This is a genomic window from Chryseobacterium rhizoplanae (assembly GCF_900182655.1).
In the GTDB taxonomy this organism is placed as follows: Bacteria; Bacteroidota; Bacteroidia; order Flavobacteriales; family Weeksellaceae; genus Chryseobacterium; species Chryseobacterium rhizoplanae.
Genome location: NZ_FXTC01000001.1, coordinates 863,360 through 887,759, shown reverse-complemented (window position 1 = coordinate 887,759; position 24,400 = coordinate 863,360). Strand labels below are relative to the sequence as shown.

General features: G+C 36.0%; 26 protein-coding genes. 5 read left to right on the top strand and 21 right to left on the bottom strand.

What is annotated here, in order from left to right:
• Positions 1-5: 5 nt before the first annotated feature.
• Positions 6-1,478 (bottom strand): hybrid sensor histidine kinase/response regulator, encoded by a 1,473-nt coding sequence (locus FN817_RS03830; protein WP_142716778.1) that lies wholly within the window; start codon positions 1,476-1,478, stop codon positions 6-8.
• Positions 1,479-1,675: 197 nt separating this feature from the next.
• On the opposite strand from FN817_RS03830, the gene FN817_RS03825 reads away from it, so the two are divergent.
• Positions 1,676-2,293: a Crp/Fnr family transcriptional regulator gene (locus FN817_RS03825; protein ID WP_228451467.1), complete on the top strand. Its 618-nt coding sequence runs from the start codon at positions 1,676-1,678 to the stop codon at positions 2,291-2,293.
• A 122-nt stretch (positions 2,294-2,415) separates the two neighbouring features.
• On the opposite strand, the gene FN817_RS03820 is transcribed toward FN817_RS03825, so the two are convergent.
• From FN817_RS03820 to FN817_RS03770, 11 genes are all read right to left on the bottom strand, one after another.
• The gene (locus tag FN817_RS03820; RefSeq protein ID WP_142716777.1) at positions 2,416-2,715 is read right to left on the bottom strand and encodes a hypothetical protein; all 300 of its coding nucleotides are present in this window, start codon (positions 2,713-2,715) and stop codon (positions 2,416-2,418) included.
• 101 nt (positions 2,716-2,816) lie between these two features.
• The gene (locus tag FN817_RS03815; RefSeq protein WP_142716776.1) at positions 2,817-4,253 is read right to left on the bottom strand and encodes an SDR family oxidoreductase; all 1,437 of its coding nucleotides are present in this window, start codon (positions 4,251-4,253) and stop codon (positions 2,817-2,819) included.
• Positions 4,254-4,302: 49 nt separating this feature from the next.
• Entirely contained in the window at positions 4,303-4,893 is a 591-nt protein-coding gene (gene ribA, locus FN817_RS03810; RefSeq protein ID WP_142716775.1) for a GTP cyclohydrolase II, read from the bottom strand.
• Between the two features lie 30 nt (positions 4,894-4,923).
• Positions 4,924-5,472, bottom strand: a complete 549-nt coding sequence (locus FN817_RS03805) for a lipocalin family protein (RefSeq protein ID WP_142716774.1) — start codon at positions 5,470-5,472, stop codon at positions 4,924-4,926.
• Complete coding sequence (locus FN817_RS03800) at positions 5,462-6,151, bottom strand: lycopene cyclase domain-containing protein (protein WP_142716773.1); 690 nt, start codon at positions 6,149-6,151, stop codon at positions 5,462-5,464. Before FN817_RS03800 ends, FN817_RS03805 begins: the two co-directional genes overlap by 11 nt.
• Positions 6,148-6,600 carry a sterol desaturase family protein gene (locus tag FN817_RS03795; protein WP_142716772.1) on the bottom strand — a complete coding sequence of 151 codons (453 nt, stop codon included), beginning with the start codon at positions 6,598-6,600 and terminating at the stop codon, positions 6,148-6,150. Before FN817_RS03795 ends, FN817_RS03800 begins: the two co-directional genes overlap by 4 nt.
• Before the next feature lies 1 nt (position 6,601).
• Positions 6,602-7,069 carry an SRPBCC family protein gene (locus FN817_RS03790; protein ID WP_142716771.1) on the bottom strand — a complete coding sequence of 156 codons (468 nt, stop codon included), beginning with the start codon at positions 7,067-7,069 and terminating at the stop codon, positions 6,602-6,604.
• A gap of 43 nt (positions 7,070-7,112) precedes the next feature.
• On the bottom strand, positions 7,113-7,949 hold the full coding sequence (locus FN817_RS03785; protein ID WP_142716770.1) for a phytoene/squalene synthase family protein: 837 nt from the start codon (positions 7,947-7,949) through the stop codon (positions 7,113-7,115).
• A 6-nt stretch (positions 7,950-7,955) separates the two neighbouring features.
• Positions 7,956-9,440 (bottom strand): phytoene desaturase family protein, encoded by a 1,485-nt coding sequence (locus tag FN817_RS03780; protein ID WP_142717054.1) that lies wholly within the window; start codon positions 9,438-9,440, stop codon positions 7,956-7,958.
• 46 nt (positions 9,441-9,486) lie between these two features.
• Complete coding sequence (locus FN817_RS03775; protein WP_142716769.1) at positions 9,487-10,140, bottom strand: MarR family winged helix-turn-helix transcriptional regulator; 654 nt, start codon at positions 10,138-10,140, stop codon at positions 9,487-9,489.
• Between the two features lie 456 nt (positions 10,141-10,596).
• On the bottom strand, positions 10,597-11,916 hold the full coding sequence (locus FN817_RS03770; protein WP_142716768.1) for an aspartate kinase: 1,320 nt from the start codon (positions 11,914-11,916) through the stop codon (positions 10,597-10,599).
• Between the two features lie 862 nt (positions 11,917-12,778).
• Here FN817_RS03770 and FN817_RS03765 point away from each other — a divergent pair.
• The 3 genes from FN817_RS03765 to FN817_RS03755 all read left to right on the top strand — a co-directional run bounded on the left by FN817_RS03765 (position 12,779) and on the right by FN817_RS03755 (position 15,393).
• On the top strand, positions 12,779-13,369 hold the full coding sequence (locus FN817_RS03765; protein ID WP_142716767.1) for a Crp/Fnr family transcriptional regulator: 591 nt from the start codon (positions 12,779-12,781) through the stop codon (positions 13,367-13,369).
• A 114-nt stretch (positions 13,370-13,483) separates the two neighbouring features.
• Entirely contained in the window at positions 13,484-14,272 is a 789-nt protein-coding gene (locus tag FN817_RS03760) for a PhzF family phenazine biosynthesis protein (RefSeq protein WP_142716766.1), read from the top strand.
• A gap of 299 nt (positions 14,273-14,571) precedes the next feature.
• On the top strand, positions 14,572-15,393 hold the full coding sequence (locus tag FN817_RS03755) for an alpha/beta fold hydrolase (protein WP_047422824.1): 822 nt from the start codon (positions 14,572-14,574) through the stop codon (positions 15,391-15,393).
• 150 nt (positions 15,394-15,543) lie between these two features.
• On the opposite strand, the gene FN817_RS03750 is transcribed toward FN817_RS03755, so the two are convergent.
• The 3 genes from FN817_RS03750 to pnuC form a co-directional block, all read right to left on the bottom strand.
• The gene (locus FN817_RS03750) at positions 15,544-16,191 is read right to left on the bottom strand and encodes a hypothetical protein (RefSeq protein WP_142716765.1); all 648 of its coding nucleotides are present in this window, start codon (positions 16,189-16,191) and stop codon (positions 15,544-15,546) included.
• A 275-nt stretch (positions 16,192-16,466) separates the two neighbouring features.
• Entirely contained in the window at positions 16,467-17,498 is a 1,032-nt protein-coding gene (locus tag FN817_RS03745) for an acyl-CoA dehydrogenase family protein (protein ID WP_142716764.1), read from the bottom strand.
• Positions 17,485-18,081, bottom strand: coding sequence for a nicotinamide riboside transporter PnuC (pnuC, locus tag FN817_RS03740; RefSeq protein ID WP_142716763.1), 597 nt, complete (start codon positions 18,079-18,081; stop codon positions 17,485-17,487). Before pnuC ends, FN817_RS03745 begins: the two co-directional genes overlap by 14 nt.
• A 331-nt stretch (positions 18,082-18,412) precedes the next feature.
• On the opposite strand from pnuC, the gene FN817_RS03735 reads away from it, so the two are divergent.
• Complete coding sequence (locus tag FN817_RS03735; RefSeq protein WP_142716762.1) at positions 18,413-18,874, top strand: DUF2383 domain-containing protein; 462 nt, start codon at positions 18,413-18,415, stop codon at positions 18,872-18,874.
• 113 nt (positions 18,875-18,987) lie between these two features.
• Here FN817_RS03735 and FN817_RS03730 read toward each other — a convergent pair whose 3' ends face one another.
• The 6 genes from FN817_RS03730 to FN817_RS03705 form a co-directional block, all read right to left on the bottom strand.
• The gene (locus FN817_RS03730; RefSeq protein ID WP_142716761.1) at positions 18,988-19,599 is read right to left on the bottom strand and encodes a DUF4142 domain-containing protein; all 612 of its coding nucleotides are present in this window, start codon (positions 19,597-19,599) and stop codon (positions 18,988-18,990) included.
• Positions 19,600-19,726: 127 nt separating this feature from the next.
• Complete coding sequence (locus FN817_RS03725; protein WP_142716760.1) at positions 19,727-20,338, bottom strand: alpha-ketoglutarate-dependent dioxygenase AlkB family protein; 612 nt, start codon at positions 20,336-20,338, stop codon at positions 19,727-19,729.
• A 290-nt stretch (positions 20,339-20,628) separates the two neighbouring features.
• Positions 20,629-21,201 (bottom strand): YciE/YciF ferroxidase family protein, encoded by a 573-nt coding sequence (locus FN817_RS03720; protein ID WP_142716759.1) that lies wholly within the window; start codon positions 21,199-21,201, stop codon positions 20,629-20,631.
• Between the two features lie 106 nt (positions 21,202-21,307).
• Positions 21,308-22,786 (bottom strand): alpha-amylase, encoded by a 1,479-nt coding sequence (locus FN817_RS03715; RefSeq protein WP_142716758.1) that lies wholly within the window; start codon positions 22,784-22,786, stop codon positions 21,308-21,310.
• Positions 22,787-22,797: 11 nt separating this feature from the next.
• On the bottom strand, positions 22,798-23,550 hold the full coding sequence (locus FN817_RS03710; RefSeq protein WP_142716757.1) for an SDR family oxidoreductase: 753 nt from the start codon (positions 23,548-23,550) through the stop codon (positions 22,798-22,800).
• A gap of 65 nt (positions 23,551-23,615) precedes the next feature.
• Entirely contained in the window at positions 23,616-24,026 is a 411-nt protein-coding gene (locus FN817_RS03705) for a low affinity iron permease family protein (RefSeq protein WP_228451466.1), read from the bottom strand.
• Positions 24,027-24,400 lie beyond the last annotated feature (374 nt).

Below are 24,400 nucleotides of genomic sequence, written 5' to 3'. Positions count from 1 at the left end.
GAAAATTAGTTTAATGGTAGGGTAAAATAAAATGTAGAGCCTTCATCTACGATACTGGAAACACCCACACTTCCGTGGTGCTGTTTGATGATTTCAGAGCATATGAACAGTCCGATTCCCATTCCCTGGAACTGCAGTGAAGATTCTTCCACACGATAGAATTTCTTGAATACCGCATCCTGCTTAAAATCAGGAATTCCAATCCCGAAATCAGTAACATTGACTCTCACTTCCTGAGCTTCATGGTCTACAAAAGTGGTAACGATCACCTGATTATTATGAGGTGAATATTTGACAGCATTGGTCAGAAAATTAATCAGGACCTGTTCGATACGGATCTCATCCAAAGGAATTAAAATATCAGGTTTTGTTCCGTGGCGTTCTATTTTTACCTGTTGCTCATGAGTCTGTAATATGGTTTCAATCGCATTACTGATCACATTTTCCAGATTAACAGGCTTTTTATTGATTTTAAGTTTCCCATTTTCAATTTTTGATACATCCAGAAGATCGGTGATCAGAGTATTCAGCTTTTCAATCTGCGTCTGAACTTTTGTAACAAATCCTGCTTCCGGACTTTCTTTATCTAATTTCAGCTTTCTTTCCAATAGCTGAACATAAGCTTTAATACTGGTTAAAGGAGTTTTTAATTCATGGCTTGCAATACTTAAGAATTCATCTTTTTCTTTTTCCACTTTTTTCTGATCATCGATATCTGTAAATGTTCCCACCCAGTTTTTAATACGGTGTTCATCATATACAGGGGTTACTCTAAGCAGATGATACCGGTAATGACCTGAAATAATATTTTTAATTCTGATCTCTAATTCCAGAGCTTTTCCTTTTTTCCTGCACCTCTCCAGTTCTTCGCTTATATTATGATCATCAGGATGTGTTTCAGGGAAATCCTGCTCATTGTCAGAATACTGATACCATTTACCGTTAACGAAATCAACAATTCCCTCTTCATTCAGGGTAAATGCAATCTGCGGAAGAGATTCCAGCATGAGATGAAAATGATCAATCTGGGATTTCATTGTTACCTGGGATTCCCTTCTTCCTTTCACTTCCAGTTCCAGATTCTGCTGCGTCTTTTTCATTGCTATATTCTGCTCCTGGAGATTATAGAAAGTTTTCACCTTAAGCAGAAGGATTTCAGGATCTACAGGCTTCGTTACGTAATCTTTACCCCCAGAAGCGTAACCTTGAGTGATAAATTTTTTATCGGTATTAACAGCGGATAAGAATATAATAGGAACATCTTTGGTTTTACTGTAGTCTGCAAGCGTTTCTGCTACTTCAAAGCCATCCATATCAGGCATCTGAACATCTAAAATAATTAAGGCATAGTCATTTTTCAATGCTTTGCCAAGAGCCTCTTCGCCGGAGCCGGCCGTTTCAACCTGGAAATCTTTAGATTCAAGCAATTTTTGAAGTGAATAAAGATTACTTTGGTTGTCATCAACAATTAAAATCATAGAAGTTAAAATCAATAATTAGTTACGGATACTTTAGCCTCAAAAATACTCACAATATTTGAAAAAACAGTAATTTTTAAAGGTTTATGCATAAGGAATTCATACCACATTTTTCAAGAAAAACATCAATGGCATAAGGATTGAAATTATTTATAATCTTTAAAAAAATCTCTCTAATTTTCAGAAAAATCATAATTATGAAAAAAACAATAAGCTGCATGAATATCGATGAGAAAATCCTTCACTCATTCGGGGGCGAAAATGCTATCTATAAAGCTCACGAGTTTATTTTCAAAGAAGGTGATCATTCACAGTATTATTTTCAGATTATCAGTGGAAAAGTAAAACTAAACACCTTTACTGAAAACGGAAAAGAATTTATTCATAACATACTGGGCAAAAATCAAAGTTTTGGGGACCCTCTTCTTTTTATTGAAAAGCTTTACCCTACCAATGCGATAAGTTTACAGACCACAGAAATTGTAAAGATGCCCAAAGATAATTTCATGGAAATGCTTAAAAGTAATCCGGAACTTTCCATGGAAATGAATATGTGTTTATCACAAAGACTGTATTATAACAACTTAATGCTCCGCAATCTGGCATTAGCAGATCCTATTCAAAGGCTGAAAGGGGTAATGGATTATCTGAAAAGCTATCATGACGGAGACTGCCAACACTGTTTTCCTATTGAACTTACCCGCCAGCAAATTGCTGATCTTACAGGACTGAGAGTTGAAACGGTCATCAGAACGGTAAAAAAAATGGTAAAGAATGAAATGATAAAGCTTGAAGGCCGCAGGATTTTATATTAGACTACAACCAGGATTTCATTTTCAGAAGCGAATCCTATCCTTTCAAAAATAGAGTACAAATAAACTATAAAACAAAAAAAGCTGGCCGGAATTAAAAATTCCGGCCAGCTTTTAAACTAACTTTAATTTGTTTTTTTTCTCCATTCTGCCTTCACATCTTCAGCGGCATCTTTAGTTTGCTCCCATGCTTCATCAGCTTTATCCTTAATATCTTCCCATGCATCGGAAACATTGGATTTTACCCTATCCAACCAATCTTCCTGAGTTGCCTCCTGATCATTATCTCTTTTTTCATTGATATAATCTTTAGCCTTATCTGCCAACTCACTGATCTTCCACTTGGCATTATCAGCAGCATTTTTTAAAGAGTTCTCTGTTTGGTCTACTGCATTTTCCGCTTTGTTGTAATCTGAATTATTCATAATATAATATTTAGGTATTTGGTATATAAATAAACAATGTTCATGCCTAAAAAAGAAAGCTCATGTTAAAATTTTCTTAAAAATTAAGTTTAATAAGAATTTCAATTTTTCTTTCCGCTGAGGCTTCTGATCATTCCTTTGAAGATAAACCCATGAAATGGCAGCACCATGAACCAATACAATCTGCCCCAAAGGCCTTTTGGACGAAATACAGCTTTTTGCCAGATCTTATTTTTGTAAATTTTAAACATCAGCCAGGCTTCTCCGGGCAGCTTCATCTCAGCCAATAATATAAGTTTGCCTTCTTTACGGTCAGCATATAAAACCCGCCAAAAGTCTAATGCATCTCCATCTTTAAGGTCTGAAGGATGCCTGCGCCCTCTTCGCAGCCCCGGGCCGCCAACAAGTTTATCAAAAAGTCCTCTTATTTTCCAAAGATCCTGCCCATACCAGCCATGATCTCCTCCTAACTGAAAGACCCGGCTCATACAGGCTTCCCTGTCATCATACTCCTCACTCCGCAGGTCCGTAAAACAACCGTATTTCGGTACATCCTGGTATTCTTTCAAGGTTGAATCATTACGGCTGCTGATGAAACTGTCTTTCCAGCTGGAAATGATTTCATTGGCCTGAATTTTTGCAAGAGTTCTCTTCAATGCTGTATCATATGAAAACGGCTGCACACCGGTAATTAATTTGATCTCAGCAAGACTTTCGGGGCGGCAGACCACTTCTATTTTCATGCTTCCAACCAATGCTTTGGCTAGATTATAAGAGGTTGAAGTAATAAAATAGAGCCAGTACGAAGACAGTCTGGGCGTCATTACAGGCAGTGTAAAAATCTTTCTTTTAAGACCTCTTACTTGTGCAAACTGCAACAGCATGTCTTTGTAAGTCAGCACATCATCACATCCAATGTCAAAATTTTTCTGATAAGCAGCTTCTTTAAACAAAACAAAAATCAGGAAATCCAGCACGTTGGCAATTCCTATTGGCTGACATTGGGTATACAGCCATTTGGGAGCTACCATGACAGGCAGTTTTTCAACGAGATCCCTTATAATTTCAAATGATGCGCTTCCTGACCCAATGATAATTCCTGCGCGAAGAACTGTCGCGGGAACCTTGCAGTCCATCAGAATTTTTTCAACTTCGTACCTTGAATTCAAATGTTTTGACAGTTCTTTTTCATTCACCAGCCCTGACAGATAGACAATATGTTTACATTGCGTCTTCTCCATATAACCGGAAAAGTTGGCGGCACATTTTTTTTCTGAGTCTTCATAATCAGCAGTATTGCTCATGGAATGCATCAAATAGTAAGCCCCTGCAATATCTTCCGGAATATTTTTAAGTGTTTCCTGCTTTAGAAAATCGACTTCAATAACTTCAATGAGCTGTTCGTCGATATCCATGTCTCTTGTAAAACGAGCGGTATCCCTGCAGCAGCAAATGACCTTATATCCCTGCGCGGCAATCACACTGATCATCCTTTTACCGATATAGCCGGTAGCTCCTGTAAGCAGTATTTTTTCCATAATTATTGGATTAAACGGATCAATAAATATCCCGAACGGCTGAAGTCTATTATATTTTTTCTAAAAAATGACCAAAATAGTCTTTCTTTTTAACAAGATAGCCTGCATTAATCTCATTGGAATCAATTTCCAAAGGAATCCTGCTTTTAAGAATGATTCTGCTGTTCTCAACAGATTTCATCTTGTCAGGATTATTGGTTAACATATTGATTTCCTTAACATCCAGCAGATTCAGCATTTCCACGGCCACATCAAAGCTTCTTCCGTCAGCCGGCAAGCCCAGTCTGAGATTAGCTTCAACAGTATCTAATCCTTGTTCCTGAAGCGCATATGCTTTCAGCTTATTGATGATCCCAATATTTCTACCCTCCTGGCGGAGATAAACGATCATCCCTCCTTTTTCAGACATATATTTCATCGCTGCATCAAGCTGCTGACCGCATTCACATTTTTTAGAATGAAAAACTTCTCCGGTAATGCACTCAGAATGAAAGCGGACATTAACAGTCTTCTTATAATCTGTATTTTCTGCTACCAGAACCAAATGCGGGCTCCAGTCTTTTTCATTTTCTGAGAATGCATATATAGTGAATAGCCCGTAATCTGTAGGTATTTTTGATTGTGCCTGTATTGTAAGCATACGTTTCGATTTTAATTTAAATTTGAGAATTTATTTATCAAAAGGACTTTTCTTATCCTGTTTCACCCATATTAACTTTGAGGTATCATATCCTATCTCCTGCGCTTTGCTGATAAATTTCTGCTTTATGTTTTCAGGAATAGTTTTTTCACGGGAAAGAATCCAGAGATAGTCTAAATTTTTCCCGGCAACCAGTGCAAATTTGTACTCTTCCAGTGCAACTACATTATACCCGGCGTAAAAAGGTCCGAAAAAACTCACTTTCAGAGCGGCCACATTTTTCTCTCCTCTGAATTTGGCAGTACCATTGGCAGAAACCCATTTGTTCTTTTTAAAATTATATCCGCTGTTGACTACATTTACATTTCCGTCTGCATTAAGGCTGTACTGAGCGATTGCATTATCAAGATCTTTTTCAAAACGATAATCGAATCTGGCAATCTCATACCATGTCCCTAAATATTTGTTAATATCAAACTGGCCGACAGGCTTCGCTTTCTCAGGCATAGAAGAACAAGAGATCAAGCCGTTGAACAGACCGAAGCTTAGTAATAATGCAAGAATGATCCTATTTTTCATTTTTAGTTATTTTTTTAAAGAAATAAATATTGAGTAAAAACTGGCTGTAGCCATAAACAGCATCTTCAACAGGAATGGTTCCCATTCTGATCCCTAAAAAGTCATCAGGATTATAGTTTACCACAGGCGAAGGAATTAAAGATCCCGTCAGGATCCCATTTACTGCGAAAAATCCGGGCATCAATACCAGATATACAAAGCTTGCTCGTGCTATCCAATCTTTTTTAACAATAAAATGCAGATAACAAAGTGTAAATATCGTTACAACCACAGTGAGCAAAGTATATATTCTCTCATGATACAGAAGTCCTGCCACACTGAGAATAATAACAGCTGTGAATACAATAAGATTATTTAAGCCATCAATTCCTCTCAGGCTAAAAAATTTTTCCAGACAGTAATAAGTAAAAACACATGCAAACGGAATGCAGTAAAAAAACAGCCATTCTTCAATAGGAAGCCCTGCTATTGTAAAGCCTAATGTGTAATTGAGATCAAACCACCACACTCCTTTTGAAGTAAACCATACATCCCAGATAATAAAAGGAATTGCTACGATGGTAGATGACAGTAGAAACTTCCCGAAAAGTTTATTAAACTGTATTCTCTTGTCAAAAGAGGCCAAAAAGCAGATAATGACCGTGAAAAAGTTAATCAGTATGTAAGTATAAGGCATCATTTTTTATTGAAATACATTTTAAAATATTTAACAGGTACCCATAAAAATCCAAAACACTCTCCCTCTTCCTTTCCCAGGTGTTTGTGATGCTGTTTATGAGCACGTCTTATGGCAAGCCAATATGGATTCTTTGTTTTTGTAAAGATCTTTGCTCTCTGATGAATAAAAATATCGTGTACAAAGAAATAGGCCATTCCGTAAAGGCTTATTCCCAATCCGACAAAAAACAGATCACTGAATTCCTGTCTTACCCCTGCATATAATAATACAATAGCAGGACTGGCAAAAATGAAAAAGAACAGATCATTTCTTTCAAGTTTTCCATCGTGGCTGTGATCGTGATGATCCTTGTGCAGACTCCACAGAAAACCATGCATAATATATCTGTGAATAAGCCATGTGGCTCCTTCCATAGAGATAAAAACAAGCAGAACAATCAGAAAATTCATATTAATTGTATTTGCGGTTAAAAAGATCATTCAATACATTGTGTCTGAAATCGAAAATACTTCTGAGTTTTTCTTTAACAAATAACCGGTGCGCTACCCTTCCTAAGATTCCCAATGGGAGTTCATAATCTACAGTATCCTTCATTAATACACCATTCTCATCAGGAATAAACTCATGAAAATGATTCCAGTGCTTATAAGGACCTTCTTTCTGAAAATCCGTAAAGCTTTTATAGTCCTCCACCTGACTGATAATAGTTTTCCACTTCATAGGAATTCCCAATACCGGAGAGACTGTATAATCTATTTCCATTCCTTCAAAAATAGATTCATCCTGTATATCTGAAAGCACTAAAAAGTTCATACTCTTTGGCGTTATTTCAGATAAATTATGAGGAGAGGAAAAGAATTTCCATGCTGTCTCAATATCACAATTCAAATGTTGTTCTCTATATAATCTGTACATCATTTATTTTTTTATTGATTTATGATCCTCTAAAACAAAGAAGCTATTAGAAATAAGCAGATTTGTATCTTATATAGCTTTTAAATGCTACCAATAATTTCTGGGAATTAGCAATCCTGATTCTTTGCTGTAAAATATGCTGAGAACTTGTTTTCTTTATTTTTTCAAATAAAGAGAGATAGTATCTGTATGCCAGATATACTCCAAACAGAGAAGAACCCGGCAGTTTTTTGATTCCCTGCAGTGCTTCTTTGAATTCTTCTTCAATTTCTTTTTCAATCTGAGCTTTGACGGTATTATCAAAAACAGCCATATTCAGAGACGGGAAATAGGTTCTCCCCAAAACCTGATAATCTTCTTTCAGATCTCGTAAAAAATTCACCTTTTGAAAAGCAGATCCCAGCTTCATAGCGAATGGTTTAAGTTTTTCAAATTGCTGCTTATCACCTCCTGTAAATATCTGCAGACACATGAGCCCCACTACTTCTGCAGAGCCATAGATATATTCGTTATAAAGTTCTGAATTATAGTCTATTTTTTGCAGGTCCATTTCCATACTGTGCAGGAACTGATCGATCAAATGAATATTGATATCATACTGACGTACTGTTTCCTGAAATGAGTGTAGAATCGGATTGAGTGATATACCGTCTTGCAGCGCGTCGTAAGTTTCAGACTTTAATCTTTTCAAAAGCTTCTCTTTATCATACCCATGAAAACTGTCAACAATTTCATCGGCAAGGCGTACATACCCGTAAACAGCATAAATGGCAGGTCTGATAGAAGGCTTCAGTGCCAATATTCCTAATGAAAAACTGGTACTGTATTTTTGAGTAGTGTACTTACTGACCTCATAAGACAACTCATCAAACAATTTTTTCATATTATTTTATTTTAGTTTATTAACCTCTTGCGCTACAATTTTTCCAGAAATAACTGACGGCGGAACGCCAGGTCCAGGAACAGTCAGCTGCCCGGTATAAAAAAGATTACTAATCTTCTTGTTTCTTATTTTAGGTTTCAGGACGGCAGTCTGTGATAAAGTATTAGACAGTCCGTAGGCATTTCCCTGATAAGCATTGTAATCCGAAATAAAATCACTGACACAATAGCTTCTTTTGTATTGAATCCTGGAAACAAGATCGGTTTCTCCAGTATGTTTTTCAATTCTTTCAAGCATTTCCTTCAGGTACTTTTCTCTTACAGCCTCCTCATCATGTATTCCCGGTGCGAGAGGCAGCAGCAAAAAGAGATTTTCACAGCTTTCAGGCGCTACATCCGGATCTGTTTTTGAAGGACAGCAAGCATAAAAAAGGGGTTTAGCCGGCCATTTCTTATTGATATAAATACAGTCTATATGATGATCAAGTTCATTTTCAAAAAATAAAGTATGATGTTTTAAATGAGAAATTTTTCCTTTGATTCCCAGATAATAAATAAGACATGAAGGAGCAAAGGTTTTTGTTTTCCAATAGGCATCATTATAATTCCTAAGTGATTTGGAAATTAATGTTTCTGTATGGTGGTAATCTGATGATGCAATAACGGCGTCAAATTCATAATCTTTACCATCTACTGTTAGTGAGACTACTTTTCCGTTTTCTGTATTGAGCTTCTGGACCTCATGGTTAAAATGAAAAGCGGCTCCCTGCTTTTGGGCTACGTCTTTCATCGCCATAACGAGCTGATAAAATCCTCCCATAGGATATTTTGTTCCCAGCACATACCCTCCGTAATTCATAAGGCTGTAAAGCGCGGGAATATTCCTGGGTGAGGCCCCAAGAAATATAACCGGAAATTCCATCAGGGATCTGAGTTTCGGATCAGAAAAATATCCTGAGACATATTTCCTGAAATTACTTAAAAGATCAAGTTTCAGTGCGCTTCCTGCTATTTTTAAAGAAGCAAATTCCAGCCAGCTGTAACAAGGTTTTGTCACAAAATCTTTCATCCCCGTTTCATACTTAAACTGAGCAGACTGCATAAATTGATCATACTTTTTACCCGCTCCTGATTCAGTTTTTTCAAATAACTCTCGGATGTCTTCATTTTTCTCAGGAACTGAAATCTTTTCTTTTGAAAAAATCATCTCAAACTGAGGATCCAAGGATACCAGTTTAAAATAATCAGCTGCTTTACAATCAAAATCGCTGAAAAAACCTTCGATAATGTCAGGCATCCAGTACCAGCTCGGGCCCATATCAAATAGATATCCTTCTTCAGTTTTAAATTGCCTTGCACGGCCTCCGGGCTGATCGTGTTTTTCAAAAACATGCACTTCATGTCCGGATTTTGCTGCATAAGCAGCAGCAGAGAGTCCGGAAAATCCAGAACCTATCACCGCTATTCTCTTTCTTGAGCTTTCAGTATTCATCATCATTTATTTAATAGTTTTTTTAGAGACACTTTTCATTACAGGCTCAGTTCAATTTTTTATATACGGCACTAAGCAGATCCTTCGTTTCCAGATTCATACGGTAAAAGGAATCATGAAACTCATCCAATTTAGAAAGTATCGCAATGAGCAGCATTTGTTCAGAATGAGTAAGATTCCCTGTTACAGCCCTTGATGCTCTGCGGATTTCATCCATGTGATCATCCAATATAGCAAGCCCTTTCTCTGTTATCTGTATATTTTTTATTCTTTTATCTTTTGGAGAAACCGCCTGTTCAATCCAGCCGTTACTGAGCAGGCGATTAATAGTAAGTATACCTGAAGATTTCTCATGTACATTATGCCTTATCAATTCCATTTTTGACATGGCTCCCATGCTTTTCAGGCTGATAAGAAAAATAAAGTCATCCTGACTGGAAAACACTGAACTGCCGACTGCCGATCTGGAGTAAGATTTTGCATATCTATTCATTCTGATCAATAAAGTATTAATAATACTATCTGAGCTTCTTCCTAATTCTTTCCCTGTCCAATAAGGATTTTCAGGATCCTGTTGATGGGCAGCATTGATCCATTCTGTAAAACCATGAAGATCATTACTGTAAATAGCTTTACCTTCATTTTGTTCCATAAATTGCTGAACGAGTTCCACAACTGATTTTATAAGATCAAAATTCATATCAATCATATTAGTACACAAATATACTTATATAAGTTTATAAATAAACTATATTTTGTTTTTATTTTAATCCTGATCGAAATTAAAAGTATTTAAAACCCGTACTATAGGACACAGATGGCAGCTGAACAAACAAAAACCTGTCTTTAAAAAGCACAGGTTGAAAAATAATAGGGTTGAAGAACCAATATAAAACTGGTTTATTAATAAATCATAAGGCTTAAATAAGGACATCCCAACAGTTAAGTTTGGTATTGGTTTCATTACTTAACAAAAAAACCTCCCAAAAAGAGGAGGTTATTAATGAAATTTATATAAAAGTGATCTGGTGTTAAACAAAGTTCCTTAAAAACTGCTTTCATATTAACAATGCACATGCCATATACATCACTATCCATAGAGATCCGGTTTTTTGTGGTATCTTTTGATAGCTTTACAGTCTTAACTATTGATTTACTAAAATAATCTGTTATGCAGAGACCTTAATGCTTCGATCTTGAAAACAGATGGAATTAATAATGAAATATTATTTTCACTTCCTCCATAGGAAATCATTCGTATTGGAATATGCTTTACTGCTTCAGAGACAATAGTTGCATATCCATGATTATTTTTTCTAAAATCCCCAACAATGCATATGATAGACTGTTCACTATCAATTTCAACTGAGGAAAAGGCGTTTAGTTCTCTTACAATTTCAGAAAGATTATCCGTTTGGTCAATGGTAAGCGAAACTGCCACTTCAGAAGTAGTAATCATATCTATAGGAGTTTTATAACGTTCAAAAACTTCAAAAACCTTTCTCAAAAAGCCATACGCCATCAGCATGCGGGAAGACTGAATACGGATTGCCGTAATGCCATCTTTAGCAGCAATGGCAACAATCTGATTTTGATTGGTTGTTTCTCCCGAGATCAATGTTCCCGCTGCAGAAGGGTTCATTGTATCTAATAATCTTACAGGAACATTATATTTTCTTGCAGGAAATACACTTTGAGGATGAAGAATTTTGGCTCCAAAATAGGATAATTCTGCTGCTTCATCAAAGCTTAGTCTGGCTATAGACTTTGTATTCTGTACATATCTCGGATCATTATTGTGGAACCCGTCAATATCTGTCCATATCTGGATTTCTTCTGCCTGCAATGCAGCTCCCAGTAATGAAGCTGTGTAATCAGAACCTCCCCTTTGCAGATTATCGATTTCCCCCTGGGCATTTCTACATATATATCCCTGGGTAATAAACAAGGTTTCTTCCTGGTATTTTGCTATTTCAATACCTGCCAGTCTTCTGATTTCATCAATATTGGGTTCCTTATCTTCATCAATCAGCATAAAATCTAATGCTGATAACAGTACAGAAGAAACTTCTTTTTCCTTTAAATGCAAATGAAACAGAGTTGTTGAAATAATCTCACCTTGCGCAAGTATAATACGCTCTGCACTGGAAGTGAAGTTTTTATGTTTGAACTGGTAAAAAAGATCAAAAATTTTATCAATAAAAGCCAAGGCTTCAGCGATTCCTTTTTCTGTCTTAAACAATTCATTTACAAATTTTTTATATTTCTCATATAGCACATCAATATGTTTGTAGGCTCCTTCAATATCCTTACTTTCATACAGCTCCGATAATTTCACCAAATCATTTGTAGTACCGGAAACAGCCGATAAAACAACCAAGTGTTTGTCTGACGCCTGAGATTTGATAATTGGTAATAGCTGTTCGATTCGTTCCGGGCTTCCTACCGAAGTCCCTCCAAATTTCAATACTTTCATAATATATTAAATTGTTAAAATTTTTTCAAAAAAAAAGAGCCTGTCGTGATGACAAGCTCCTGATGTATTTGATTTCTAACCAATAGGAAAATGACTCACGACATTTGGCGTAAGTACTGTTTCTTTCCTTTTTTTAAGTTAGACAATATCATTTTCTTTTTTTGCTGGGCAAATATACAATTTTTTAGCAATCATAAGTGCAAAGCCTGCGAAAAATAGCATCCCATACCCCAGGGCATAACGGAAAACCTTGATATATTAATTATGGATACTCTATTTTTCTCCAGTAGCATTGAGGTATTGGACTACCTTTCAAACATTACAACACCGTATATCTTTCGTAGAATGGAGTAACTTTTGCCCTTACAATAACTAAAGTAACTAAATTATTATATATCAAACATGATATAGTTATAGTCGTGTACCATTTTTTAATTGTAAAGGTAATCCAGTCACCCTTTTCAATCAATTGGTACATCTTTTTGTTAAAATACCTTATAATATGATCTTTCCTCCTTCCTTTTAATGAAAATAAGTCTTTCATAACCTTTGATAATCTTTAATAATTTTTAGTTTAACAAGTTTTTATGTTATCCTTATTCATGGGTTAGTTTTATTATTCCAAATATAGTGAAATAGAAGTGTTATTATAATGGCTTAGATGATAAAATTTATGTTAAAATATCTTAAACCCTTTCTAGCAGGGACTTTCCAATTGTGTGCAATAGTAAAGGAATTAAAACCCAATCAAAAAATGTGGTACTTTTTTTGATACAATTTATTTAATATGGTTTGTGTTTTGTTATGCGTTTCATAGTTTATAGAAAAGATTATTCAGTAATAATTTATAAAATTTGAAGACATGATAATAAGTGAAGATTTATTATTAGCCTACGGTGCAAATTATGAAAGTTTTGAAGCGAATCAAACGATTTTTCATGAAGGAAATTTGCCAAAGTTTTATTATCAGATTATTAATGGTATTGTTGAACTCAACAATTACCACGAAGACGGCAAAGAATTTATCCAAAACATTTTGCATGGCGGAGAGAGTTTTGGAGAATCTTTTCTCTTTGATGAAAAGACCTACCCTACCAATGCTACAGCTAAAACTTCCTGTACTGTTCTCAAATTATCCAAAGCGGATTTCTTCAACTTACTGGATCAAAATCCGGAAGTTTCTTCCAAAATGTTTAAATGTCTGGCTGAGTGGCTATATTATAAGTATGTGATGTTATTTAATGTTTCTTCACCAGATCCCTTAAATAAACTCAAAACAGTAATGGATTATCTTAAGGGTAATGACAATAACAAATATTCATTTCAGATTCCTCTCACGAGACAGCAGCTGGCCAATTTAACAGGGCTGCGCGTGGAAACTGTTATCAGAACCATAAAAAAAATGCATAATGCTCATTTAATAAAAGTTCAGAACAGAAAGATATTTTATTAAAAAAAGGAATTCAGCAATAGCAGATAAAAAAAATTGAAAACTGCAGAATGAGATGAATCTGCCAACAATTGTTTGAAAAATAGAGTATCTTCGTTAGAGAAATTTTTATCAATCATGAAGTTAGAATTATACCAAATAGATGCATTTACTGAGAAAATTTTCCATGGAAATCCAGCCTGTGTCGTTCCTTTAAAAAACTGGTTACCCGATGAACAGCTTTTGAAAATTGCCCGGGAAAATGCCGTAGCAGAAACAGCTTTCTTTATCGATAACGGCAATACGATTCACCTGAGATGGTTTACCCCTGAAATAGAAATGGATCTATGCGGACATGCTACCCTTGCCACAGCGCACTGCCTGATCTCAATCTTAAACTACCAGACTCATACAATCATCTTTGAAACTAAAAGCGGTGAATTAACAGTTGAAGTTAAAGATGGTGTTTACTATATGGATTTTCCTTCAAGAATGCCTGAAGCAGCGACTCTTCCGGAAATCCTGTCCAGATCGCTCAATATCCAGCCCAAAGAAGTTTTCAAATCAAGAGATTATATCCTGCTGTATGATTCTGAAGACGACATCAAAAATATCAGAATTGAAAGATCTGTTTTTGACCTTATCAATCTGGATCCTGGCGGTCTCGTTGTAACAGCAGCCGGTACAGACAGTGATTTTGTATCAAGATACTTTACGCCGCAGTCATCTATTCTTGAAGATCCTGTAACCGGTTCTGCTCACTGCTCGCTCATTCCGTTCTGGTCTTCAAAATTAGGAAAAGATAAACTGTTTGCCCGTCAGCTGTCTGAAAGAGGCGGGCAGCTCTATTGCGAAAATAAAAATGAAAGGGTTATTGTGGCGGGTAAAGCAAAAACGTATTCCACGGGACATCTGTGGATAGAATAATATAATCCCAATCAAACTGAATAGTCAAACAACCCGTTCTGGAGAACGATCTATTGAAGTGACAACAAACAAAAAGGCATTAACTATCTTTGGTTAGTGCCTTTTCTGTAAAAATTTGGTTATCCAAAAGAATGCAGGTAAAAACAGATCGGATATCCCAATAAAAATTTTTTATTAAATATGAACGAAATTAAACTAGATTAATTTCAGTGAACTCAAACTGTCATACATTTGCTAAAGAAATAAGACAACAAAATATTATCACATAAATTAATCATTAACATTAAAAATTTAAAACTATGAGCACATTTACATTAAAAGACGGAACTGAGATTTTTTACAAAGACCAAGGACAAGGACCAGTATTAATGTTTCACCACGGATGGCCATTATCATCTGATGATTGGGATGCACAGGTGATCTTTTTCTTACAGAGAGGTTACAGAGTAATTTCCCATGATAGAAGAGGCCACGGCCGTTCCAGCCAGAATATCTACAACCACACTATTGAGCAATATGCTTCTGATGCTGCGGAACTTGTGGAATTTCTTGATTTGAAAGACGTAGTTCACATTGGACACTCTACAGGTGGTGGTGAAGTAATCCGCTATGTGAATAAATATTCTAACGGAAGAGCAAAAAAAGCGGTATTAATCAGCGCAGTTCCTCCGGTAATGGTAAAAAGTGAGAGCAATCCTGACGGTGTTCCAATGGAAGTTTTTGATGGTATCAGAGAGCAGACTTTGAACAACAGAAACCAGTTTTATTTTGATCTGACGTTTCCTTTCTATGGGTATAACAGAGAAGGAGCCAACATCAAAGACGGAATTCAGAGAAACTGGTGGAGACAGGGAATGATGGGTGGAATTGTTGCTCACTATGACGGTATTAAAGCATTTTCTGAAACCGATTTCACCGAAGATTTGAAAGCCGTTGATATTCCGGTTCTGGTTTTACATGGAGAAGATGACCAGATTGTTCCTATCGAAAATTCTGCTATAAAATCAGCGAAATTATTAAAGAACGGTAAACTGATTACTTACCCAGGTTTCCCTCACGGAATGCCAACTACAGAGCATGAAACGATCAATAAAGATCTTTTGGAATTTATCCAGTCTTAATAACAGAACATATTATAAGAAAGGTGGACTACAATAGTCCACCTTTCTTTTTGTAAGATATTAAAAATAAACACTTAACTAATTTTATTTTCTAATAAAAAATTAAAAAAAACCAAATTACAGGTCTTGATTTTTAATAGAACTATTTATTTATAATACTTTTACAGTCATTTTAATAAATCTCACACTTGGAATGCATAGCAGGCCGTCAGTGTAAAGGTGAACAGCGACTATTTGCTTTCCTTGGGAAGTTAATTGGTCTATCTTAGCTTTAAAACCATGATAAACTGTATTGGCCGCATCATTTGTCATAGGAACGCTATCGCTTCCAAACATATCTCCATATATTTGTGCATTATCTCCGTCCTGACCTATTGTATAATCTTGAATATAACTATAATTAGCACTTGAGTTATTAAAATCATTCATGGCATTGTATCCAATATAAATCTCAGTGAGACTGGTAAAAGGGCCGCCATATCCCCAAATATGTTTTGCAACAAACTCTGAAAGCCTGAGTTGATTTCTTCCATATAGTGGTGCTAAATCACGATAAAGCACTTCATAAGAACTTATGTAAGGATAATTAGGGTTTACATTAATAGGATTTTGGAAATTTGATGATCCATTACATTTTAATGTGATGTTTTCACCTACCAAAAGACTGGCTCCAGATTTAGCCTTCTGTAAAGTAATTTGTTTTGAGTTTGATTCTGTATTTGCCGAAGTTTCTAATTCTTCGCCGGTTGTACAAGAAAACAATAATACACTACTTGCGATAAGTAATAGCTTTTTCATAGTTATTTAGTTTATTCACCAAATATAGAGAAATAAGTTAATGACAAATCAGTACTTATCTTCATTAACTCTTTATTAACCAAACAGGAAATATTTTTTCTCTTCTATCGACCTTTTTCCCATTATTACTTAAGATAATGAAACTTACCCCTCATTCTCCATAAAATCAGCACTTATAATTATTAAAAATAGAGCGTTTTACGGTTCAGATAATTGATAAGCTCTTTAAATTCATACCTATAATACAATTTGACTTTTGACAGACTTAATCTACCTCAAAAAGAAAAATCTAAATCATCAGCAGAAGGTCTGAAATTGGAGTGCATTGCTGCCGTAAAATAATCACAGAACACCTGATAAATTGCAGAATCAGTAGCTGTAGCCCGTATTCCAAGCTGTGTGTAAACAGTAAGTATTTGGTGAGATAATTGCCTGGTTAGTTCTGTTCCATAAGTATGAATCTCATTCTGTTGATCATCAGAAATCTCTTTGTGATCGCTGAGTATATTTTCTATGTCTCTGGCAATACTTAATACTTTTCTTAAATGCTTTTCAACAGACTTAGCAAAACTTTTGAAATTGCTCTCAGGACGGATAAATCTTGCCTCTTCAATAAAGTGAGAAGCCATTCCCAGGTAATTTACCAAAAGGGTCAGATCAGCAAAAACCCGAAACGGAACGCTGTCCAGAATATCATCCGTGAAGAAATGGTCATACACAAAACTGTAGTCTTCGCTTACCATAATATTCTCAATGGTAAAGGAATAGGTACCGCTGGCTTTCATTCCCATTGATTTCCAATTGGGGATGATTTCAGCCTGTTCTCTCGGAACTATGAAAGAACGAATCATCTCGCTGCCTTCATGATCTAATAAAGGTTTGCCGTTTTCTGTAATACTGGCATTCAGTGTAAAATGCGTCAGATGAGGAGCTCCTGTGGCAAAATTCCATAATCCATTAATGATATAGGTGTTATCATTTTGCTTTTCTGCAGTTCCGCCAACCATTCCGCTTCCTCCAAAACAAGTATTAGAACTGGTAAACAGTAATTGAGCCACTTCAGGTTTTATATTCCTGGAAAAATAATTGGCTCCGGCACAGAGGGTCAGCATCCATCCAAAGCTTCCATCGGTTTCAGCCCAGCTAAATAATGCTTTAAGTCCTTCTTCAAAACGATAGCCTAACCCTCCATATTTTTTCGGTACCCAGATCTTCAGCAGTCCTTCTTCATGAATATGCTGTATCACCTCATCAGAAATTACAGAAGCTCCCTGAAGTTCTTTTCTGATGTCTTTAGTATTGAGCATTGGCTTTTGTTTTAATGATTTTTTGCCATTCCATATATCCGGAGATTGCTACTAAAAATAAGAATGATGTTAACACAGCATAGAGATACAATTCTTTATGCAGCAGCAAGGGGATGGAAATCATATTACTGACATTGAGGATTATCCAGTTTTCAATTTTTCTTCTTGCCATGAGCCACATTCCTGCCCAGGCAAAAGCACTTACCAAGGAATCCCAAACGGGAACATCCGAGTCTGTAAAATGAGTAAGAAAAAACCAGAATAAGCTAAAAGTTCCCAGCACAATTCCTCCGGTAATCCACTTTTCAGAAGTTGAGGTGACAGAGATCTCCATTTCAGATTTCTGCTTCCCGAATTTCCAATACAGCCATCCATAGATGCTCATGATCAGATAATAAAGGTTTAAGGTAAATTCAGCATACAGTTTTGAGGTAAGCATCACATACAGCGTAAGCAGAATACCGGCAATTCCGAAAAGATAGTTATTGACATTGTTTTTACGGGCCAGTAAGACCTGAATTACTGAAAATAAGACTCCGAACCATTCAGGCAAGGTAATCTGTTTTAAAATTTCCTGCATCATATTAATTTAAAAATCAAATGATGAGATGATCAGTAAGCAATCCCTACGCTGGTATTATCCAGATCAGGTGTGGAAGTACATTCCTGGGTATCATCTCAGCCACTGTTACCAGCAGCACCCCATTGTTGGAGCAAAGGTCCTGTTTTTTTCCTTAAAAAGAAAGAACATCTGACTTTTATTTATTCCTGTTGACCCATTTTTTCATTATTAAAAAACAAATATGCTTATATAAGAAAATCATTCGTCTGACTATATGACCAGGATTATAAAAATACTGCTGAGTAAATGATAATTTAGTACAGTATTATGTTTAATCTAAAAAGTATATATTATGGACAATCGGCAAGAAATATCGGTACTGTACGACTTGCTTCACATTACCAATGACAGAATTGAGGGTTTTGAAAAGGTTGAAGGAAAAGTATGGGAAATGTATCCTGATGTAAAGGATGAATATGACCATATGATTTCCCAATCAAAAATTATGAAAAACGAGCTCGTTAATCTGATTACAGAAAAAAAGGGTGTTCCGGAGGACTCACCTTCCATAGCGGGAGCTGTACACAGAACATGGATTGACATTAAAAATTCATTTACCATGGGAAATCTTGTAGAGTCTACATTGGAAAATGTAGTGTTTGGAGAAAAAGCTGCCATAGAAACATATCAGAATGCTCTGGGCGGCGGTAATCTGAGTGAAAAGAGCAATAAAATTGTATCCGAACAGCTTCGCAACCTAAAAAGCTCTTACAGTCAGTTTAAGAAAATTGAAGAATATAAAAAGAAAGAATAATTAATAAAAAACTCCCCTTACAAAAGAGGAGCTTATTAATCAAGAACAAAATAATATTTAATCCTTTTCAAAATTATCAAATATCCTGTGTCCTTTTTATGATGCAGGTCATATTATTTCACAGCATTTTTAGCTTTTTCCGATTCTTTCAGATGATGCTCCAATGTAGGAAGCGTCTTACTTGCAAAGGATTTCAGAGAAGATTCTTTTCCTTCCGCGGCTTCTTTTTTGAATTCTTCTATGTCTTCTTTATGATCACTGACCATAAGATCGGTATACTTTTTATCAAAGTCTTTTCCTTTTTTGGCTTTCAGATCATCATACATCTTCTGCTTTTCAGCATCCAGGCCTGCAGGTAAGGTATACCCTGTTCCCGAAGCCCATTTCTTAAGCTCATCGTTCGCCTTGGTATGATCTGTTACCATCATAGCTCCTAAAGATTTTACGGCAGCATTTTCAGCATTTGTTGCTGCCAGATCTCCCATCATCACTTCCATAAGTCCTCCTTTTGCTGCTGCATCTGCAAACTTTTTATCCTGATCATTGAGAGAAGTGGTTGGGACTTTTGATTCTCCCATTTTGGTGGAGTCACTTGCCGTCATTCCGGATTCGGCAGGAGGAGACATTGTTGTGCTTTCCGTGGATTGGCTGGACGATGTGGGTTCATTTTTTTTGCAGGCCGTCAAAGCAGCCACCGCAAAAAGTGTTACTACAATATTTTTCATAATAATAAATTTTAAGTGGTGATATAAATGAAGCCAATAAGACTTCTTTTATACATGCAACAATTTATCTGCCAAAGAGATATTGTAAATACACTTCATTCATCATAAAACATTATGAATTAACATCCTACAACTGACGAACCAGCCGAAAAGTAAGATTGATACGCTCTTTCATCGAGGTTACAGATTTAGCAATCCGATGTTCCCAGTTCTCCTGCAGATCTCCTTTCATAATCAGTAATGAACCGTGAGGAAGAGGAAGGCTGTATTTACTTTGATGATGATCTTTCTTCCGGAAATCAAAGTTTCTGGTCTGTCCTAAACTTATTGATGCAATCACCGGGCGGTTTCCATACCTGCTTTCTTTATCCCGATGCCAGGCAACAGAGTCGTTTTGATCCCGGTAAAGATTAAGCAATACGGAATTGAACTGATAGCCAAATGTTTTTTCTATTCTTTGCCTTAAAGAAAGAAGTTCGGGAGTCCATGGATTGGTCTCCAGCTCTCCGTTACCCGAAGGATAAGCATTTTCCTGATCACCATACCATGCCGTTAAGCGCGGTGTCAGCACCATCTTATCATACATTTTCTGGGTTCTTTGTTTCCAGGGAGCTGTTTCAAGCAGTTGGGCTTTAAGCCGGTCAGCTTCTTCCTGAGTCAGGAAATGTTCTCTGTATTCCAGAAGATCTTTTGGAAATTCGTACAAGTCTTCTGAATCGAACAAACTGAGCTGGGTCATATTTTTTAATTTTTTAAATACCTGAATTATATTTCTCTTTAAGCACAACAGCTGTTACTTGCGTTCGGTTTTCCTGAGATTTTTTACCGGATCCGTTTTTATTGTTCTTTGAATTGTACGTTATAGGAGAAAGTCAGATTGATACAAATAATATCTACAAATATATTAAAATTGATACAAAATCACCCAAAAGCTAAAACAGCTTTTTTAAAATCCCCTGAGATTTCCACAATAAAAAAGGAGACCAAAAATAAATTTGGCCTCCTTTTTTATAATGAATACATACTTTTTTACATTGCTTTGCTGTTGAGATTGGTATCCGCAACTTTTGTTAACAACTCATCACATTTTTTCTCTTCTTCCAATGTGCTTAAAAGATGTTTAAGGCAATCCTCCTCTTTCAATACTTTTGCAAAAGCTGCAAGGGTACCGTATGTGGCGATTTCGTAATGCTCAACTTTTTGTGCCGCTGCAATGATTCCTGCATCTCTTACTGCTCCCGGCTCTGTCTCTTCCAGGATACTTTTTCCTTCATCCAATAATCCCTGCATGGCATCGCATTTCTTTGCCTGGGCTTTTTTTCCTAAGGCTTTAAAACATTCTTCCAGTCTTTCAACATGACCTTCCGTTTCAGTAATATGCTTGTCAATAGCTGTTTTAAGTTTTTCACTGGTAGCATTTTTCATCATTGCCGGCAGTGCCTTCAACAGTGCTTTTTCAGCCCAATAAATATCTTTCAGTGAATCTTCAAAAAGATCTTCCAAACTTTTGGCTGCATTTTTTTTAGCGGGGGTTTTTGCAGATGTTTTCGCGGGTGTTGTTTTTTTAGCCGGTGATTTTTTGGCTGCTGTTTTAGTTTCCATAATATAATAATTTAGTGTTTGATTGGTGATAAATCTGCAACTATAAGACCATTTTTGCCTTAAATGCTGAGATGTGGTATCTAAAATTCTTGAGAGTATAGTTATTTTAAGGCTTATATTTCTTTACCCACACGCTTACAGATCCCGGATTGACACAAAATATGGCTTTTCCATTTTCATCAGTATGAATTTCTTCATGGCGATTCTTTAAGAAATCAATATAGGTTGAATCTGCATGCTCTTTTCCCAATTCTATTTCTTTGAAGCCCTCATCACTATTAGACATAATCACAATACATCCCGGATGCTTTTCATTTCCGGTCCGTACAAAAGCCACACAGTTGGGATGATCAAAATAATCGATCTGTTTACCGTAAGCAAAACGTTTTCTCACTTCAAGAAGGCTGGGAAGCTCCTCCACTTTTGATATGATAATATGTATTTCCTGATCTTCTCTTACATCGATATATTCTGCTCCAAAAAGATCCGGATAGAAAACACAGGGATAAGCCTCATCAGAAAGGAGAATAATTGCATATGCTATAGGCTTAAACCAATCTTCCACTGAAGATTCAAGTGCCTGGAGCTGTTGTGTGTCATGGTTTTCTACAAAAGAAACTGAAAATACGGGTTTCTTTTCCAGAAAGCTCCCTTTTAGAATCTGGCTCAGATCATATTTTTTTCCTTCTTTTGAGGCCTTGAAAAAATTATAATGCAGCGGGGCATCAAAACAAGAGATAAGACCATCCATTTTATCTGAAAAATATTCAATTTTTTCTGCTTCGTCTTTCCAGAATTCTCCCAGAATATAGCAATCAGGATTCAATTCTGTTTTAATATAAAAGATCCATTCTTTCAGGAAATCTGAAGAAATGTGCTTTAAAGCATCCAGCCTAATCCCATCAACTTTCGTGGTATCCATATACCATTTGATCCACTTTTTCATTTCCTCTACTACATAAGGATTACGGTATTCTATATCAGCACCCATCAGATAGTCATAGTTACCCAACTGATGGCTTACAGCATCTGTCCACTCTTCACCATATTCATTATGGATTTTAAAAACACCTTTTAGCTCCTCTCCTTCTTTGATGACATAATCAATACCGCTGAAGCATTGATGATTCCAGATAAAATTTGAATAAACCCCTTTTCTTCCTGGAAAAATAAACCTTGTATATGCTGTAACTTCTAAGTTCTCAGCAATTCTCTCATTACGGTTTTCTTCGTTCAGCTGGTGTACCATAATCTTTTCTTCTTCATCGCCTCCCATCCTGTGGTTTAAAACAATATCTGCATATACAGCCATTCCCAGTTCATGGGCTTTTTGTATTGCCAGTAAATATTCTGCTTTTGTACCATACCGGGTAGGTATACTTCCTTTCTGATCAAATTCTCCCAGATCATAAAGATCATAGACATCATAGCCACGGCCTTCAATGTTCAGACTGCATTTGTTAGCTGGAGGAAGCCATACGGCAGTAAATCCCAAATTCCTCAGATATTCTGCTTTTTCAATAAATTCATTCCAAAGATTTCCCGGATGATACCAATGGAAAAACTGAATAATAACCCCATTCATATCCAGTCTTTTTAACCGTTAACAATTAAGCCACCATTTGGATGAAGAACCTGCCCCGTTATCTGTGCTGAAGCATCTGTAGCAAGAAATAAAAAGCTTGCAGCCACTTCTTCTGTGGAAGCATTACGCTCCAGGGGCGGCTTATCCGTATCTTCATCTTCTTCTCCGAATGTTTTTTCTGTAAGCGGTGTTGCTACCGGGCCGGGTGCTACAGCATTTACACGTATCCCCTGGGGTTTAGCCTGAAGTGCCAGTGAACGGGTAAAAGAAACTATAGCTCCTTTGGTTGCAGAATAATCAAGTAATTCTTCGTGCCCCAAATAAGCGGTTGCAGAAGTTGTATTGATAATAACATCGCCTTTTTTTAAGTGGGGAAATACGGCTTTTGTCAATAGCATCATCCCGATAATATTTGAATTAAAGGTCTTACGGATATTTTCTTCCTGAAGATTTTCTATAGTATCAGAGGGAAACTGAGTTCCGGCGTTATTAATCAGGATATCTATTCCCCCAAATCCGGAAGCAACCTCATCAACAACGGATTCACAGAATTTACTATCATTAATATCTCCTTCAAACGAAAGAACCTTTTTTCCCAGCTCTTCAATTTCTTTGCTTGTTTTTTGGGCATCTTTAGCATCATGATAGTGTATAAATGCAATATTAGCTCCTTCTTTAGCAAATAAAAGTGCTATTGCCTTACCAATTCCGCTGTCTGCTCCTGTAATGAGGACAGATTTGTCTTTGAGTTGTAGATTTTTCATAGTTATTCAATATTTGCAGATATCCTCTGATACGTTAAATAATTTCCTATTCCGGAAGCAACTGATTATTTATATCGGTGCTGCTGTCCTGCAGAATTTGAGGATGGCTTTGATTCATTGGAAAGCTTACCTAATTTTTCATAATACTTATGAAGCTGGTCCAGTTCTTCTTCCGTTAAATCTTCAATATCAACCAGCCGGTTGCTGGCTTTTTCATAGGATGCTATAAGCTCATTCAGTTTTATCTGAATTGCTTTTGAATCTTTATTCTGAGTCTTTTGAATCAGAAACACCATCAGGAAAGTTATAATAGTAGTACCGGTATTGATAACCAGCTGCCAGGTTTCGGAATAGTTAAAAATAGGTCCGCAAACTGCCCAGATAACAACAAGAAGACTTACACCGACAAAAGCCCCGGGACTTCCGGTAATACAGACAACACGATCTGAAAACCTTTCAAAAAAATTCTTTTTCATAATAATCACGGTTTTAAATAAATAATAATACAAGGTATCAAAACAACAGTATAAAGTTTATGACTCTAGTCAATTACCAAATGTTATATCATCAAATCAATGAATAATTAGAATATTTTAAACAAACAACAGCCACCGTAATGAAAAATATAATGAAGCACATAATTATTTTATGCATCTAATATATATTCTGTTTTATAATAATTCACTTCTATAACAAATTGTAAATTAATGAACTGAATTAATTAATACACACAAAAAAACGAGCAATAATAGAATATCCTCATGCTTTATGAAATCACGTAACAAAGATTTAATACTTTATTAAAAAATAAATATCCATCTTTGCAGCCTTAAATTCAAAAACGCTAGTT